15 protein-coding genes are annotated in these 15,566 nt (G+C 41.1%); all 15 read left to right on the top strand.

Annotated elements, in window-relative coordinates; genetic code table 11:
- Window positions 1-112: 112 nt before the first annotated feature.
- The 15 genes from nuoL to ftsH all read left to right on the top strand — a co-directional run bounded on the left by nuoL (window position 113) and on the right by ftsH (window position 15,532).
- On the top strand, window positions 113-2,134 hold the full coding sequence (nuoL, locus tag L0B18_RS15360) for an NADH-quinone oxidoreductase subunit L (protein WP_234572685.1): 2,022 nt from the start codon (window positions 113-115) through the stop codon (window positions 2,132-2,134).
- A 17-nt stretch (window positions 2,135-2,151) separates the two neighbouring features.
- The gene (locus L0B18_RS15355) at window positions 2,152-3,900 is read left to right on the top strand and encodes a complex I subunit 4 family protein (RefSeq protein ID WP_234572684.1); all 1,749 of its coding nucleotides are present in this window, start codon (window positions 2,152-2,154) and stop codon (window positions 3,898-3,900) included.
- A 4-nt stretch (window positions 3,901-3,904) separates the two neighbouring features.
- Entirely contained in the window at window positions 3,905-4,192 is a 288-nt protein-coding gene (locus L0B18_RS15350) for a 4a-hydroxytetrahydrobiopterin dehydratase (RefSeq protein WP_234572683.1), read from the top strand.
- Between the two features lie 68 nt (window positions 4,193-4,260).
- A complete protein-coding gene (locus tag L0B18_RS15345) occupies window positions 4,261-5,700 on the top strand; it encodes an NADH-quinone oxidoreductase subunit N (protein ID WP_234572682.1) in 1,440 nt (479 codons plus the stop codon).
- A gap of 188 nt (window positions 5,701-5,888) precedes the next feature.
- Window positions 5,889-6,269 (top strand): 30S ribosomal protein S6, encoded by a 381-nt coding sequence (rpsF, locus tag L0B18_RS15340; protein WP_234572681.1) that lies wholly within the window; start codon window positions 5,889-5,891, stop codon window positions 6,267-6,269.
- Window positions 6,270-6,287: 18 nt separating this feature from the next.
- Window positions 6,288-6,539: a 30S ribosomal protein S18 gene (gene rpsR, locus L0B18_RS15335; RefSeq protein WP_234572680.1), complete on the top strand. Its 252-nt coding sequence runs from the start codon at window positions 6,288-6,290 to the stop codon at window positions 6,537-6,539.
- 14 nt (window positions 6,540-6,553) lie between these two features.
- The gene (rplI, locus tag L0B18_RS15330) at window positions 6,554-7,006 is read left to right on the top strand and encodes a 50S ribosomal protein L9 (RefSeq protein WP_234572679.1); all 453 of its coding nucleotides are present in this window, start codon (window positions 6,554-6,556) and stop codon (window positions 7,004-7,006) included.
- Window positions 7,007-7,039: 33 nt separating this feature from the next.
- On the top strand, window positions 7,040-8,965 hold the full coding sequence (locus L0B18_RS15325; protein ID WP_234572678.1) for a protein-disulfide reductase DsbD family protein: 1,926 nt from the start codon (window positions 7,040-7,042) through the stop codon (window positions 8,963-8,965).
- Window positions 8,966-9,256: 291 nt separating this feature from the next.
- Window positions 9,257-9,799 (top strand): OmpA family protein, encoded by a 543-nt coding sequence (locus tag L0B18_RS15320; RefSeq protein ID WP_234572677.1) that lies wholly within the window; start codon window positions 9,257-9,259, stop codon window positions 9,797-9,799.
- Between the two features lie 373 nt (window positions 9,800-10,172).
- A complete protein-coding gene (locus L0B18_RS15315; protein ID WP_234572676.1) occupies window positions 10,173-10,880 on the top strand; it encodes a MotA/TolQ/ExbB proton channel family protein in 708 nt (235 codons plus the stop codon).
- 41 nt (window positions 10,881-10,921) lie between these two features.
- Window positions 10,922-11,191, top strand: coding sequence for a hypothetical protein (locus L0B18_RS15310; protein WP_234572675.1), 270 nt, complete (start codon window positions 10,922-10,924; stop codon window positions 11,189-11,191).
- 11 nt (window positions 11,192-11,202) lie between these two features.
- On the top strand, window positions 11,203-11,748 hold the full coding sequence (locus L0B18_RS15305; RefSeq protein WP_234572674.1) for an ExbD/TolR family protein: 546 nt from the start codon (window positions 11,203-11,205) through the stop codon (window positions 11,746-11,748).
- A gap of 5 nt (window positions 11,749-11,753) precedes the next feature.
- On the top strand, window positions 11,754-12,200 hold the full coding sequence (locus L0B18_RS15300) for an ExbD/TolR family protein (protein ID WP_234572673.1): 447 nt from the start codon (window positions 11,754-11,756) through the stop codon (window positions 12,198-12,200).
- A gap of 70 nt (window positions 12,201-12,270) precedes the next feature.
- On the top strand, window positions 12,271-13,299 hold the full coding sequence (gene thiL, locus L0B18_RS15295) for a thiamine-phosphate kinase (RefSeq protein ID WP_234572672.1): 1,029 nt from the start codon (window positions 12,271-12,273) through the stop codon (window positions 13,297-13,299).
- A 133-nt stretch (window positions 13,300-13,432) separates the two neighbouring features.
- Window positions 13,433-15,532, top strand: a complete 2,100-nt coding sequence (gene ftsH, locus L0B18_RS15290) for an ATP-dependent zinc metalloprotease FtsH (protein ID WP_234572671.1) — start codon at window positions 13,433-13,435, stop codon at window positions 15,530-15,532.
- The last annotated feature ends 34 nt before the right edge of the window (window positions 15,533-15,566 follow it).

Here is a 15,566-nt window from a genome sequence, read left to right as displayed (position 1 = left end):
CCGAATTTAAGTTGGAGAAGAATTTTGTATCTTTTGCACCTGAATTATTGTTGTTTTTTTTTAGTTGCTATTATTGACTCGTGATATTAGGCCAAACTAAGTAACCTGTTAAATGGAATCACCTACAGCGCTCGTAAGTCTGATTATAGGTTTACCGCTATTCGGTTTTTTAATTAATGGAATTGTTGGGCTTTTCTCTACCGCTTATCGAAGTAAAAAAATGTTAATCGGTACGCTTGCCAACCTTGCAGTTTTTCTTCCTTTTCTTTGTGCGGTCTTTTTGTTTTTGAATATTGATGCAGACGCAGAGCCGGCTTTTGCCCATCTCTTCACCTGGATGAATACAGGAACCTTCAGTGTTGATATTGCCTACCAGGTCGATCAGCTCTCCCTGATTATGACTCTCGTGGTGACAGGAGTTGGTTCGCTGATCCACCTCTACTCGATGGGATATATGGCCCATGATAAAGGTTACTGGAAATATTTTGCCTATCTGAATCTCTTCATTTTTGCAATGCTCAATTTGGTTCTGGCTGATAATTTGTTGCTGTTATTTCTTGGCTGGGAAGGTGTGGGCCTCTGTTCATATTTATTAATCGGTTTTTGGTATACCGATATGATGAAATCAAATGCGGCAAAAAAAGCTTTTCTTTATAACAGGGTAGGGGACTTTGCATTTCTGGTCGCGATCTTTATGATTTTTGAAACGGTTGGGAGCCTGAATTTTGAGGCGGTTCTCGGAAACCTGAGCGCGTTTAGCGGCGATGCCATTTTTTGGATTGGCCTTCTGATGCTGATTGGGGCTACCGGAAAAAGCGCTCAAATTCCATTATTTGTCTGGCTCCCGGATGCAATGGCGGGTCCGACTCCCGTTTCTGCTCTTATTCATGCAGCAACCATGGTAACCTCAGGCATTTATCTCATCACACGAATGTCTCCTTTATATACCATGAGCCCGGAAGTAATGATGATTGTTGCCGTTATCGGGGCATTGACAGCCATTGTTGCCGCTACGGTCGCCATCACCCAAAATGATATTAAAGGAGTACTGGCTTATTCCACGGTGTCGCAATTGGGTTTTATGTTTTTGGCGCTTGGATCGGGTGCGTTTACAGCTGCAATTTTTCACGTAATCACGCACGCATTTTTCAAAGCCTGTCTTTTTCTTGGTTCAGGATCTGTCATTCATACCATGGAGCATGTAGAGCATAAGCTTCACGAAGACGGGAAGGGTGTCCATTTTGATCCGCAGGATATCCGGAATATGGGCGGATTGAGAAAATACATGCCGTCTACCTATAAAACTTTTTTGATTGCTACCATCGCGATTGCCGGAATTCCTCCATTGGCCGGTTTCTTTTCAAAAGATGAAATTGTTATCCACGCTTTTAATATGGGTTTCGGAGAGTTTGCCGGAGCGATGTATTTCATTCTTTGGGGAGTTGCAACGATTACGGCATTCCTGACGGCTTTTTATATGTTCAGGTTAACCTACACCACGTTTCACGGCACTTTTAAACTTCCTAAGCTATTTAAGCAGGCGAAAGATTCGGAAGAATATCTTCATGAAAGTCCTTCAACAATGACCCTCCCACTTTGGGCACTTGCAACACTATCTGTCGTGGGCGGATTTATTGGGCTGCCAAATTTTATAGCGGCCACATTTACTGGACACGAAGCGCATATTCATTGGCTGCATGATTGGCTTCACACCATCGCGGCAGATATTCCGCTGGATCTCTCGCACACAACCGAATGGATTATGATGATTTTTGCAATTTTGGTTGCTGTGACCGGAGTGTATACAGCATATAAGATGTATGCCAATGACCAGCAGACAAAATCAGATGCTCTTATTTCTTCAAAATTCGGTCCTTTTTACAACGTCTGGAAAGAAAAATACAGTCTTGATGAGCTGTATGAGGGCGCAGTTGTGTTTCCAATTGTGAACTTTTCAGAAAAACGGTTAGCTGTTTTCGATATGAAAATTGTGGACGGAATTGTAAACGCCGTGGCCGGTTTTGTCCGGATAAGCGGAAGCCTTCTGCGGTATATTCAAACAGGAGTTGCCAGTAATTATGCACTGTTTTTGATACTTGGTGTTATCCTCGTTTTAGCAATTTTATTGTTTTAAGATTCTGAAAAAACTCTATGGATATTTTATTAAATATCACGATTTATTTTCCTCTTGTGGGGATTCTGGCGTTTTTGTTCATTCGGAATGAACAGGCAGTAAAATGGACAAGCCTAATTGTTACGAGTATCACTTTTTTGCTTTCATTGCCTTTATTATTTCAGTTTGATATTGCCGGTTCTGCAATTCCGCAATATGTAACCGAAGGCGGTTCGGTTTTTTCAGGAATGGATGTAAAATATTTAGTAGGTCTGGATGGATTGAGTCTTCTGCTTTTTATGCTCACCACGTTGATGGGACCCATTGTAATTCTCTCATCCTGGGATTCGATCAGTAAGAATCTTGTTGGTTACTATTCCATGTTGTTGATTTTACAGACCGGATCACTCGGTGTTTTCGCCTCGCTCGATCTGGTTGTTTTTTACGTGTTCTTCGAGCTGACTTTGATTCCCATGTATTTTTTGATTGGGATTTGGGGAGGGAAAAACAAGATTCATGCAACGATAAAATTCTTTATTTATACCCTTGTCGGATCGTTGATTATGCTCGTGGCGCTCATTTACCTGGGGTATAGTGCCGGAGCAGCCTCAGGGGTTTATGCATTTACATCCGACTGGAGATTTATAGCAAGTCCGGCATACACTGTGGGATTGGTTGAACAAACGTGGATGTTCCTCGCTTTCGCCCTGGCATTTTGTATCAAAGTACCGCTCTTTCCATTTCATACCTGGCTTCCCTATGCACATACGGAAGCGCCAACTGCTGGTTCTGTTGTGTTAGCTGCTATTATGCTGAAGCTTGGAACGTATGGTTTAGTAAGAGTTTGTTTGCCCATTTTTCCGAATGCATTTGCAGAATTTGCACCGATCATGGCTGCTCTGGCCGTCATTGGAATAATCTATGGAGCCCTCGTGGCGATGGTGCAAAAAGACGTGAAAAAGCTGGTTGCCTACTCATCTGTCAGCCACCTTGGTTTTGTAGTACTTGGAATTTTTGCATTGAATACGGTAGCCGTTCAGGGAGCCATCATTCAAATGATTAATCACGGATTATCTACCGGCGCGCTTTTCCTCATTGTTGGAATGATTTATGATCGTGCTCATACTCGCGAAATCTCTGACTTTGGAGGCATTGCCAAACAGATGCCGGTCTTTGCCGTTTTCTTTATGATTGCAACGCTCGCATCAATCGGGTTGCCGGGATTGAATGGATTTGTAGGAGAGTTCTTAATTCTGAACGGTTCGTTTTTCTCAGAGCTTTATGCAAATCATGCGTATACCGTTTTCGCCGCTATTGGAGTGATATTAGCCGCAGCGTATATGTTGTGGATGTATCAGCGAGTGATGTTTGGTCCCATCACACACGAGAAGAATAAAAAGCTTGTGGATCTCAACGGAAGGGAAATCGGGCTGTTGGTTCCACTTGTAATTTTTATGGTTTGGATTGGAATCAGGCCGGTTGACTTTACAAAATATTCTGAGAACTGGGTGGAGTCATTTATCACTATCTCAGAAGAGAAAAGCGTAGCGGTTTTGGAATCAACAAAAGCAGAAGAACTGCCGGACTGGACCGCAAGAATTTATGACGTAGAAAATGTTTCACATAACCAAATGGTCATGACAAACGAAGTGAAGACATCTTATTTTCCTTATCATCAGGGGGAGATTGCTTCGCGCGCTCGCAATGACTTTTGTACAATGAATAGCTTTGAAAAAGGATATATCGGGATAAATTTTCAAACAGAATCGTTCACCTCAAACAAATAAAGTGATGGATCCACTGAGTAAAGAACAAATTGAACAAGAATTGAAAAACCTTGATGGCTGGAATTTCGAGGATGACACAATTACCAAAGATTTTTCATTCGATGATTTCAAAGAAGCGATGTCTTTTATGGTGAGAGTTGGCTTTGAGGCCGAAGCACTGGTTCACCATCCCGACTGGTCGAACGTGTACAACAGTGTTTCAATAACATTAAGTACTCACGATGCAGATGATAAAGTGACAGAAAAAGACATCAAACTGGCCAGAGCCATTGAGGAAATTTATAGCAATTAATGTTGATGATTTTTAAGCCCGGACAATCCGGGTCAATTTTGTACGATCAGATAAAGCAAAAATAGTTGATGGAAATCCTACAGGACCTACAAACTTTTTTACCCGGTGTTATTGTAGCTTTTGCCGGTTTGATAGCGATCATGCTGGAAGCCTTTAAGAAATCGGCAAATCTTACATTTGGGGTTACTATCGGCGGAATTTCTATTGCATTGTTATTCACAATTCAGTCATTATACGGTGAAACCGGTACAGCTTTTTCCGGGATGATTATTTACGGGGGTGTTGGAGCTTTCGGTTCGGTAGTGGTGTTAATGGGTTCTCTTTTTTGTGTGACTATTTCGCGGGATTATCTTCAGGATTTAGACTTACACAACGGCGAAGTGTATGGGTTGATGCTGTTTTCAATTACAGGAATGCTGGGACTTGCCGTTACCAACGATTTGATTACACTTTTTATCAGTCTCGAAACGATGTCGATCTGCCTTTATGTACTTGCCGGATTGTTCAAAAATGAAAAGATCGGCGCAGAAGCAGCTTTGAAATATTTTCTCCTGGGGGCTTTCTCAACGGGATTTCTTCTCTATGGGATTGCACTGATTTACGGTGCAACGGGTGCTACAAATTTAGAAGCTGTTGCAGCGGCCGCTGAACCGAGTTTGTTATTTCTCGCAGGTACAGGTTTGTTACTTGTAGGTCTCTTCTTTAAAATAGCGGCCGTTCCATTTCATATGTGGACACCAGATGTTTATCAGGGTACGCCCACAACATTAACGGCTTTTATGGCAACGGCGGTTAAATCCGCTACATTCGTTGCGTTTATCTTAGTATTAACAAGAATGTTACCCAATTCCGAAATCGGTGATTGGCAAAATGTGATCAGGGTCGTTTCCATCATCACTATGATAGTGGGGAACCTGATTGCAATGGCGCAAGACAATGTGAAGAGAATGCTGGCCTATTCCAGTATTGCCCATGCCGGTTATCTGTTGGTGGGATTGGCAGCCGGAACGGAAGCAGGGTACACCGGAGTTCTCTACTATCTTTTTGCTTATACGATTATGAACGCGGGCGCTTTTGGAGTAATCGCCTATTATGAAAGAAACCGCGGACTCGATTTTACTGAAATTGACAGTTATGCCGGGCTCGGTTTTAAAGTTCCGGTGATGGGAGTGATGCTCTCCATTTTTCTCTTTTCGCTGGCAGGCATTCCGCCGATGGTTGGGTTTATTGGAAAATACTATGTATTTGCCGCTGCGGTTCAAGCCGGATTGGTTCCATTGGCCATTATCGGTGTGCTGGCAAGTGCGGCAAGTGTTTACTACTATTTGCGCGTGATGGTCTATCTCTACTTCAAAGAACCTCACAAAGAATACACGATGAAAACTCCCGGTTTTATGTTCAAATGGACGTTAATTCTGCTGGCAGTATTAACCGTTTATTATGGTATTGAACCGGTTCTGCCAACCTCCGGATTGATAGAGTTAATTTCATCATATTATGCGGGTTGATTTCCGTATGTGATATCTACACACATCACTACTAATCCTTCATTTGAGATTTTATTCATTCAATAAAATCTCTGTCGGAAAGATTGTTTAACTAAACATCAATTCTTATCTTTACAGGCTCTGTTGTCGGCAAAACGCACGGCGACTGTTTCCGATTTTGGAAATCAACCAAAGACAAAACAGACAGTATGAAGAAACATTTCTATGAAATGACTTACATCTTGAATCCTGTCCTCGATGAGGAAAAGTTTTCAGAGCTGGTAAGTCATATAAATAAACTAATCGAAGACAACGGTGGAGAAATCGTTGACGTTGATGAATGGGGAGTAAAAAAACTTGCCTACGAAATTGATAAGAAAAGTACAGGTTACTACGTAAATATGTACTTCGAAGCTCCAGGCGAAGCTATTGAAAAAGCCGAAAGAACGATGAGAATTCATGATGACATCATGCGATATCTCACGCTGAAGTATGATGCAAAAATGAAGCGTCATTATGAGCTTATGAAAAAAGGCGAGCTTCCATCTCTTTATGAAGAGACCGAAGAAGATTCAGACGAAGACGAATAAATTTAAAGAGATTCCATTATGATTAATAATCCATCGCATCCCAAGAAAGGACATTTAAAAAGCAAGGACTGCAAGTTTACCAAAGCAGGAATTGAGTATGTTGATTACAAGCAAACCGACATTCTCGAACGATTTATCAACGATCAGGGTAAAATTCTTCCAAGACGTGTAACCGGCACCAGTGCCAAACATCAGCGTCAGCTATCAACGGCGGTTAAAAGAGCCCGGTTTTTAGCGTTGATTCCCTACGTAAGTGAAAATCTGAGATAAGGAGGGTATAACACATGAAATTGATTTTAAAAGAAGACGTAGAAAAGCTTGGTTCAGCTGGTGATCTGGTAGATGTAAAACCAGGTTACGGCCGGAATTATTTAATTCCACAGGCAAAAGCCGTTTTAGCTACCGAAGGTGCTATCAAGCATCATGAGCAAATGAAACGTGAAGCCGAACTGAGAGCAGAATTGACAGTTGAGAAAGCCAAAGAACTGGCACAACAACTTGAAACTACATCGGTTACCATTCCGGTTACTGTAGGTGAGGACGACAAGATCCATGGAACGGTTACAAATATCCAGATTGCAGAAGCTCTTGAAGAGCGGGATATTTTGATCGACCGAAGAAAAATTAGTATTGATCAGGACATCAAAACTCTTGGCGAATACACGGCTACCATTGATTTAATGGGTGATCTTAATCCACAGGTTAAAGTTTGGGTTGTGAAAGCAGAAGAAGCTTAATTCGCTTTCCAGGCTGTTAATGCGAGAAACCTGATGAAAAAATTAGCATTTATAATGGGGATTGCGCTCTTCGCGTTATCCCCATTTTTTGTTTACGGTCAGTTATTGGATCCTGTTGATTATACCCTGGCAGAAGCTCCCGATAGTGCCCGGGCTGGGGAAGTTTTCAATGTTATTGTTGAAGCATCCATCGATGGAAACTGGCACCTCTATTCTATTTCGAATGACCCGGATGCCGGGCCTTATCCAACACAATTTTCTACTCCATCATCGGATATGGCAATCGCCGGTGATGTACAGGAATCAGATGCAGTGATTGCATTCGATCCTAACTTTAATACTGATTTGGGATGGCATTCAAAATCAGCCCGTTTCACGATTCCTGTTGCTTTTAAACCTTCATTAGAGGGAACTCAGTCGATTGTTCTGGAAATCTTATACCAGGTTTGTGATGATGTATCCTGCCTGCCTCCGAAAACCAAACAGATAGAAGGAGAGGTGGTTTTGGCCGGAGTTGCTGATAATCCATTCCAGGATTTTTCCGAATCGGCAGCGAATCAACAAGCTGAAAATGATGAGGAATTTAAACTGACAAGTGAAGCCGGGATTTCATCCGATAGTATTTGGGGATTTCTCTGGCTGGCAATTACCGCAGGATTTGCAGCACTTCTAACCCCGTGTGTCTTTCCTTTAATACCCCTGACAGTTTCCTATTTCTCAAATCAGGCAAAAGAAAACCAAACCGGTTGGGCACAAGCCATCATGTTTGGTTTATCAATTGTTATCATATTTACGTCGCTCGGCGCAATTCTTGCGCTCATTTTAGGGGTAAGCGGTGTGAGCCAGTTCGCATCCAATCCGTTTGTCAATTTGGGTATTGGAATCATGTTTATTGTATTTGGCGTGAGCCTTCTTGGTATGTTTGAATTGAGGTTGCCATACCGTCTCACAAACTGGCTCAACAAAAAAAGTAATGAGGGAAGTGGTATGGTCGGCACTCTGTTTATGGGGCTGACAATCAGTGCTGTTTCATTTTCATGTACCGCTCCTTTTGTGGGAGCTATTTTGGCTGCAACTACCGGCGGAGACTGGTTCTACCCGATTGTGGGAATGCTTGGATTCTCGGCAGCATTTGCCAGTCCGTTTATCCTTTTTGCGATGTTTCCCGGCTATCTTGAGTCGCTTCCCAAAAGCGGTGCCTGGATGAACGTGGTAAAAGTAGTGCTTGGGTTTATCATTTTAGCCGCCTCCATTAAGTTTTTGGCGAATGCGGATATTGTATGGCAGTGGGGAATTATTTCGCGTCCCCTTGGAATTGCAATCTGGATAACGCTCTTCTTTTTAACCGGATTGTATCTGTTGGGTACATTTTCTCTTCATGGAGATCAAAAACCGGAATCCATAACCACCGGCAGATTATTGGTTGCTATTCCGTTTCTGCTCTTCAGTTTTTATTTGATTCCCGGTCTGCTTGGAGCTTCGCTCGGTATTTGGGATTCGTGGCTTCCAGCTAAAAAACCAACGGATGTAAGTGTTGTTAACTCAATCGGTTCAGCAGGAACGAATAATTCCCAAAGTGGGGAGATTTGGTCTGATGACTATGAGGCTTCCGTTGACAATGCGATTTCAGAAAACAGGCCGCTTTTTATCGATTTTACAGGTTATACGTGTACAAACTGCCGGGCAATGGAGAATACGGTTTTCCCTTTGGAGGATGTTCAACTACGTTTTGAGCAAATGGAAAAAGTAAAACTCTACACCGATGGCGGGACTGACGCTGAGGAAAATCAGCAGTTTCAATTTGAATTAACCGGCACCGTGGCTTTGCCAACCTACGCAATTGTTGATCCCGAATCGGGGCGTGTACTGGATCAATTGATTGGCTATACGAGGGCAGAGGCATTTGAAGAATTTCTGGGGAGAGGAATAGAAAGGTATAACAAGTTGAACAATCTCTAATATCTCACATATTTATAAAATTTTACATTGTGCCTTTTTGCATATAGGAAGCCAGAAATTTTAGTTTTATTTTTAAAAAGATCTGGGAAGCGAAGAGACCATGCTAAGTATAAAATAGACCTTAAAAGGTTAAAAAAGTTAGAGATGTCTCTTTTAAGCGATGAAGAGTTCTACCGACATTTCTTTGAAAGGGAATATTAATCCAAGAGGTTTAGGAATAAGTATTGCAAATCATCCTTCCTTTTCAGATTTTCTATTCTTAAGCTCACAACATTATAAAACAATTGCTTTATGACAACTAACAAAATTACACTATTCCTCCTCATCTTAACAATTGGGGCATTATTATTCAGTTCATGTAAAACTGCAGAAGAAATTTCTGAGCCAGAACCGGAGCCAACTGTTACAGAAGCACCGGTTGAGGACAATACTGATTATTCGGCCCAACAACCTGAAGAGGAAGAAGAAGTTGAAATGGTAGAAGATTTAAATACCATTAACTTTGGCTTTGACCTGTACACAATAACAGATCGTGCGGCAAGACTTCTTGCTGATAACGTAACCGTTCTTCGGGATCATCCCAATACACGAGTTCGTGTAGATGCCTATACCGATCACGTTGGTGGCGATCAATACAACCTGAGATTGAGTTTACGACGTGCTGCTGCCGTGGTAGATTTCTATCGACAAAACGGAATTAGTGAAGGTCGGATTGAATCACGTGGATTAGGAAAAGCTCCGATTCCATGTGCCGAAATGGAAATGGATCAAGACACTCCTGGTTGCGAAAAGAATCGCAGAGCGGAATCGCATCCACTTAATCCAAGAAGTTAATTTAACAATCTTTTAAAAAACGCATCCTCGGATGCGTTTTTTATTTTAAGTAAATTTTCGAAATCTGTTTTGTATGGTATTGTGGTCGGACAGACTCTTCAAAACCATACATAAGATTTGTGTATACAGGTTAATAAGCGCTTATTAACCTTTAATTTGAATTTTTTCAAAAGAATTTGGATAAACTGTTTGGCACTTAGTGCCTTCAACTAATATATTCCAAGAGTATATAATTATTAACTGCAGAATTTTAGTTACACATATAATTTCTGAATATTAAGTTAGTATTTGATATTTTGACTTTATGTGACAAATGATCTATCATTTTGCTTCAATTTAAGCTCAAAACCAAAACATAACGCGGAGTAAACGTATGACTTCATCTTTAGCTCTCTTTTTTCTACAAGCTGGGGCTGATGCTGGCTTTTTTAATGTAATCGTCGAAAAATTTAATGAAGGAGGCGAGTTCATGTGGCCTGTACTAATAGCCCTTATTCTAGGATTGGCTATTTTTCTGGAGCGCATTATTACATTAAATCTGGCTGACATAAACACCAGGAAATTTGTACTTGAAGTACAGCAAGCACTTCAGGAAGGTGGTATCCCGGCTGCACAAGAATTATGTGCTAAAACACGTGGACCGGTAGCTTCCGTTTTTCAGGCAGGTTTAATGCGTGCCGATGAAGGTATCGATGCCGCTGAAAAAGCAATTACAACCTATGGATCAATTGAGATGAGCTTCCTCGAGCGAGGACTTGTATGGTTATCTCTCTTTATCGCTATTGCACCACTCCTTGGCTTCCTTGGAACTGTAGTTGGTATGATTGAGGCCTTCGATGCTATTGAAGCCGCTGCCGATATCTCTCCAAGCTTGGTTGCACGTGGTATTAAAATTGCATTGTTGACAACAGCTGGTGGTCTTCTTGCAGGTATTATTCTCCAGATCGGTTACAACTATTGTGTGTCAAAAATTGACAGACTGATCTCCGATATGGAAGAAAGCTCTATTACTCTTATCGACTCTATTGTACTCCTTAAAGAAGGTAAAAAAATAGTTCCTGAAGAGGATACAACCGAGTAAAGGCTGGAAACCGAAATTAAATTATCTAATAGGAAAAATTTATGATTAATAATTTAGCAATAGGTTTAGCTCTCGGTCTTATCGTAATAGGTGTTATTGGGATCTTTATTTCCGGAATCAGAAACGTGATGCACGGAAAATCCGATTTCAAAAAACTTGGAGCGATGGGAGTACCTGTGGTTGTATTTGCTGTTTCCTTTTTTCTAACGGGAACATTCGCACAGGCAGGAGTTGCTACTATGATTTTTATGATAGCCCTTATGCTTCTTTCCATCTTAGTGACAGGAACACGAGGAACATTTAACTTTTAAATCGGGCCAATATGTTAAAGAAAAAGCGAAACAGAGAAGAGCCAGAGATCAATGGTTCTTCACTTGCAGATATCGCCTTTTTGCTTCTTATTTTCTTTCTCGTTGTAACAACCATTGATGTTGATACAGGTATTGGGTTGATATTACCGCCAATGCCTGACGAAAACACAGACCCGCCACCAGTAAAAGAGCGAAATCTGCTTAATATCCTGGTGAATGCACAGGGAATGGTTCTTATTGATGAAGAACCTGCCTCTATAAGTTCTGTGAAGGAAAAAATTAAGACATTTGTGAATAATAACGGTGCGAATCCGGATTTATCAGAATCACCTAATGATGCGATTGTATCCATTAAAACACAAAGAGCTACTCCCTATAACGTTTACATAGATATGCTTGATGAAGTGATGGGCGCTTATGCCGAGTTACGTCATACTGCATCTATGGAAAGGTTTGGAGTTCCGTACACTTCCTTGGAAGATCAAACGGTGGAGCAAGAGGAGATACAAGAATTGTATCCAAAGAAAATTTCAATCGCAGAACCTGACGAGGGTTAATCATTATGGCACATTTTGAAAAGAAACAAGCAAAAACAAGTCAGAGTGTACCAACATCAGCCATGCCTGATGTAGTATTCATGCTTTTGATCTTTTTTATGGTTACCACTGTACTCCGCGAAGTGGAATTACAGGTGCAGATTGAATATACTGCTGCTGAAAACATCGAAAAGATTGAGCAAAAACGACTTGTAAGCTATGTTTACGTCGGGCCTGAACGGCTTGGCGGAAACAGAGTTGGTGATACAAAGGTCCAGATTGACGATGCACTGGTTGAGGAAATGGGCGCAATACGAAATATCATGTACGATAAATTAGTAGAGCAACCTCGACTCATTGTATCTCTACGAGTAGACAGTGATTCTGAATTCGGCGTTATTACTGATGTTCAGCAAGAACTCAGACATGCCGGAACACTTCGAATAAACTACTCAACTCGACGAGAAATTTAGTTTATCTAATATTTAAATCATCGTTTTAAAAGGCATTTGTCCACATGGATATATGCCTTTTTTATTTTTTATGGATTCAAAAAACTTTCAACAAATCAAAGATTTAGGATTCTCTTCACTCATAGAGGAGTTTAAAAATTATACAGGAGAGTCAAGAAAAGAGATTATTAAAGGAATTGGTGATGATGCCTCTGTATATAAAGAGGTAACCGGGAATATAACTTCAACCTCTTCAGAAATATTTCTTGAGGGTATCCATTTTGATGTCACCTACACTCCCTTACATCACCTTGGTTATAAAATAGTAACCGGCGCTGTAAGCGACATTTATGCTATGAATAGCAATCCGGTTCAGCTTCTGGTGGATTTGGCTATACCCAATAAATATTCGGTTCAGATGATTGAACAATTATACAAGGGTATAGACAGAGCATGCTCAGATTACGGTATTCAACTTACAGGAGGAGATTCCACAGCCTCTCACCAGCTTTTAGCAATTTCCGTAACCGCATTGGGTACGTCAAAAAAAGAGAGTGTTATTTATAGAGATGGCGCCCATCACGGGGATGTCATCTGTGTTACGGGAGATTTAGGTTCAGCAATTGCAGGTCTCAGAGTTTTAATGAGAGAAAAACAAGAGTGGCAGGAACAGAATGGTGGAGAACAGTTTCAGCCAGATCTTGAACCATACGAATATGTAGTACAACGGCAACTTGTACCGATGGCCCGACAAGATTTTATTAAAGCTCTTGCAGAGATGGAAGACAAACCGTCAAGTATGATTGATGTTACCCAGGGATTGATTGCAGACCTGAAAGAGATTGCAAAGAACTCGGGACTTGGAGCTGAAATATATTCTCCTGCAGTACCCATATCTCTTGAAACAAGGCAAGTGGCCGATGAAATGAAAGAAGATGTTGATAAATATGCGTTTTATGGCGGAGAAGATTTTGAAATGCTGTTTACGCTCAAAGAATCAAATGTAGAAAAACTAAAGGCCGAATTTGATGATTTTTCTGTGATCGGAAAAATGTCGAATGAATTTAAAAATTTGAAGATAAATACAGGAGAAGACCGCACTATAGAGTTTGATTTGTAAAGATTTGCATAAAATCAAAACCTGTTCGTTAATAACCCGTATTTTCTAAACCAGCTAAATCTATTCTCTCAAACAAAGAATTCTTTTAAAAAAGAGTTATATTTAAAGCTCTTTTGATATCTAAACTATAGAAATGGCGAAAAAAAATTTTCCGCAGAAAAATTCAAACAATAAGGACAGCAAGAACAGTAAGAAAACCCCTCGTTTTCCCATTTGGATTTATGTTGTCTTGTTCCTGGTATTAATTGGTTTCAATCTTTATTTCGTGCCGGGAACCTCATCAGAACGCATTAAATACAGCGAATTTCTTGAATATGTAGAAGAAGGATATGTAGACGAAATCACGATTACGAACAAAGTTGAGATCCAGGGAGAATATTCAGAAAAAGCCTTCGAAGAGGGACTTGTTGAACGTCCAACTCCAAATCAAAATAGCTGGACGGGAACAACCGATGGGGCAACCGGCAAGTTTTCAACGACTATGCTCGAAGGCGATGAAATCCGCCCCGTCTTAGATGCCAATAATGTTGTATATGATGTTCGCATTGAAGAAGATTGGTTTAGCGGTATCTTAATATGGCTGATTCCAATTGCGTTGATCGTCGTTTTCTGGATATTCATTTTCCGCAGAATGAATCCCGGTCAACAGGTATTGAATATTGGCAAAAACAAAGCCTCTCTTTACGATAAACAGACCGAAAGTAAAGTTTCTTTTAAAGATGTCGCTGGTCTTGAAGAAGCAAAAGCAGAAGTTGAAGAAGTCGTAGAATTTTTAAGTAATCCACAGAAATTTACACGTCTTGGCGGTACGCTTCCCAAAGGTGTTCTGCTTGTGGGCCCTCCTGGCACGGGTAAAACTTTGCTGGCTAAAGCGACGGCAGGTGAGGCTGATGTACCCTTTTTCTCTTTAAGTGGTTCTGATTTTGTGGAAATGTTCGTTGGGGTAGGGGCCGCGAGGGTTCGTGATCTATTCAAGCAGGCCAAAGAAAAAGCACCCTGTATCGTTTTTATTGATGAGATTGATTCAATCGGACGTACGCGAGGTCGTGGAATGGCGATGAGCTCTAACGATGAGCGGGAAAATACGCTGAACCAGTTGCTTAGCGAGATGGACGGATTTAATTCCGACAAAGGTGTAATCATTATGGCGGCAACAAACCGCCCCGATATTTTGGATTCCGCTCTATTGAGACCCGGCCGATTTGATCGTCAGATCATGATTGATAAACCGGATTTAAAAGGGCGTATGCAGGTTCTTGAAGTTCACTCCCGAAAACTTGAGCTTTCCGAGAATATTGATCTGAAAGTATTGGCTTCACAAACTCCGGGTTTTGCAGGTGCTGAACTGGCTAACCTTTGTAATGAAGCCGCACTTTTCGCCGCCCGCCGCGATAAGAAAAAAGTGGAAATGGAAGATTTTCAGGATGCCATTGAGCGTGTAGTTGCAGGTCTTGAGAAGAAGAACAAACTCATTAGTCCACATGAAAGGAAAATAGTTGCATACCACGAATCGGGGCATGCCATCGTTGGATGGATGCTTGAACATACAGATCCTGTTCTGAAGGTAAGTATTGTTCCGCGTGGTTTTGCTGCACTTGGTTATACCCTTCAAACGCCACTTGAAGATCGATTTCTGATGACTACGGAAGAGTTGGAAGATAAAATTTGTGCTCTTCTTGGTGGACGTGTGGCTGAAGAAATTGTTTTTGGCAAAGTATCTACCGGTGCGCAAAACGACCTTGAGCGAATAACCAACATGGCATTTGCGATGGTTGCTGAGTATGGCATGAGCCAGGAATTAGGATACTTGTCCCTGAAAGATTCCAGCAGTCCTGAGAATAGTTATGGATTCAATAAAAAGTACTCTGAACATACAGCACAACAAATTGACGAAGCTGTTCGCAAAATTATTCAGAAAAACTACCGTCGTACACTCGATCTCCTGAAGAAATACGAAGATAAACTTCAGGTAATGGCCGAAACTTTATTGGAAAAAGAAGTCCTTAATCATCATGATCTAAGAGAGATGTTAGGTGACAGGCCCAGTGGCAATTACCCTGAAGGAATTTTTGAAGATACCACATCTGAAAAATCTACTTCTAACGGAACTCCAAAATTAATCGGCCATGAAAAAAATGATTCGGCCAATGGAGAAAATGAAGTAGAAGAACAGGCAGAATCACTTGAAAAGAGTGAAAAAGAAGAGGATCAGGAGGAAGAAGAAAAAAGCTGATTCCACTTCTTTATTCAAATTCTTTTATATGTGT

The organism is Rhodohalobacter sp. 614A (assembly GCF_021462415.1).
In the GTDB taxonomy this organism is placed as follows: domain Bacteria; phylum Bacteroidota; class Rhodothermia; order Balneolales; family Balneolaceae; genus Rhodohalobacter.
The sequence above is the reverse complement of the archived record's forward strand: the minus strand, read 5'-3'. Positions and strand labels throughout refer to the sequence as shown.

Excerpts from the sequence above, each read along its gene's own strand:
- nuoL (WP_234572685.1), top strand. The coding sequence starts at position 113 with ATGGAATCACCTACAGCGCTCGTAAGTCTGATTATAGGTTTACCGCTA.
- L0B18_RS15355 (WP_234572684.1), top strand. The coding sequence starts at position 2,152 with ATGGATATTTTATTAAATATCACGATTTATTTTCCTCTTGTGGGGATT.
- L0B18_RS15350 (WP_234572683.1), top strand. The coding sequence starts at position 3,905 with ATGGATCCACTGAGTAAAGAACAAATTGAACAAGAATTGAAAAACCTT.
- L0B18_RS15345 (WP_234572682.1), top strand. The coding sequence starts at position 4,261 with ATGGAAATCCTACAGGACCTACAAACTTTTTTACCCGGTGTTATTGTA.
- rpsF (WP_234572681.1), top strand. The coding sequence starts at position 5,889 with ATGAAGAAACATTTCTATGAAATGACTTACATCTTGAATCCTGTCCTC.
- rpsR (WP_234572680.1), top strand. The coding sequence starts at position 6,288 with ATGATTAATAATCCATCGCATCCCAAGAAAGGACATTTAAAAAGCAAG.
- rplI (WP_234572679.1), top strand. The coding sequence starts at position 6,554 with ATGAAATTGATTTTAAAAGAAGACGTAGAAAAGCTTGGTTCAGCTGGT.
- L0B18_RS15325 (WP_234572678.1), top strand. The coding sequence starts at position 7,040 with ATGAAAAAATTAGCATTTATAATGGGGATTGCGCTCTTCGCGTTATCC.
- L0B18_RS15320 (WP_234572677.1), top strand. The coding sequence starts at position 9,257 with ATGACAACTAACAAAATTACACTATTCCTCCTCATCTTAACAATTGGG.
- L0B18_RS15315 (WP_234572676.1), top strand. The coding sequence starts at position 10,173 with ATGACTTCATCTTTAGCTCTCTTTTTTCTACAAGCTGGGGCTGATGCT.
- L0B18_RS15310 (WP_234572675.1), top strand. The coding sequence starts at position 10,922 with ATGATTAATAATTTAGCAATAGGTTTAGCTCTCGGTCTTATCGTAATA.
- L0B18_RS15305 (WP_234572674.1), top strand. The coding sequence starts at position 11,203 with ATGTTAAAGAAAAAGCGAAACAGAGAAGAGCCAGAGATCAATGGTTCT.
- L0B18_RS15300 (WP_234572673.1), top strand. The coding sequence starts at position 11,754 with ATGGCACATTTTGAAAAGAAACAAGCAAAAACAAGTCAGAGTGTACCA.
- thiL (WP_234572672.1), top strand. The coding sequence starts at position 12,271 with ATGGATTCAAAAAACTTTCAACAAATCAAAGATTTAGGATTCTCTTCA.
- ftsH (WP_234572671.1), top strand. The coding sequence starts at position 13,433 with ATGGCGAAAAAAAATTTTCCGCAGAAAAATTCAAACAATAAGGACAGC.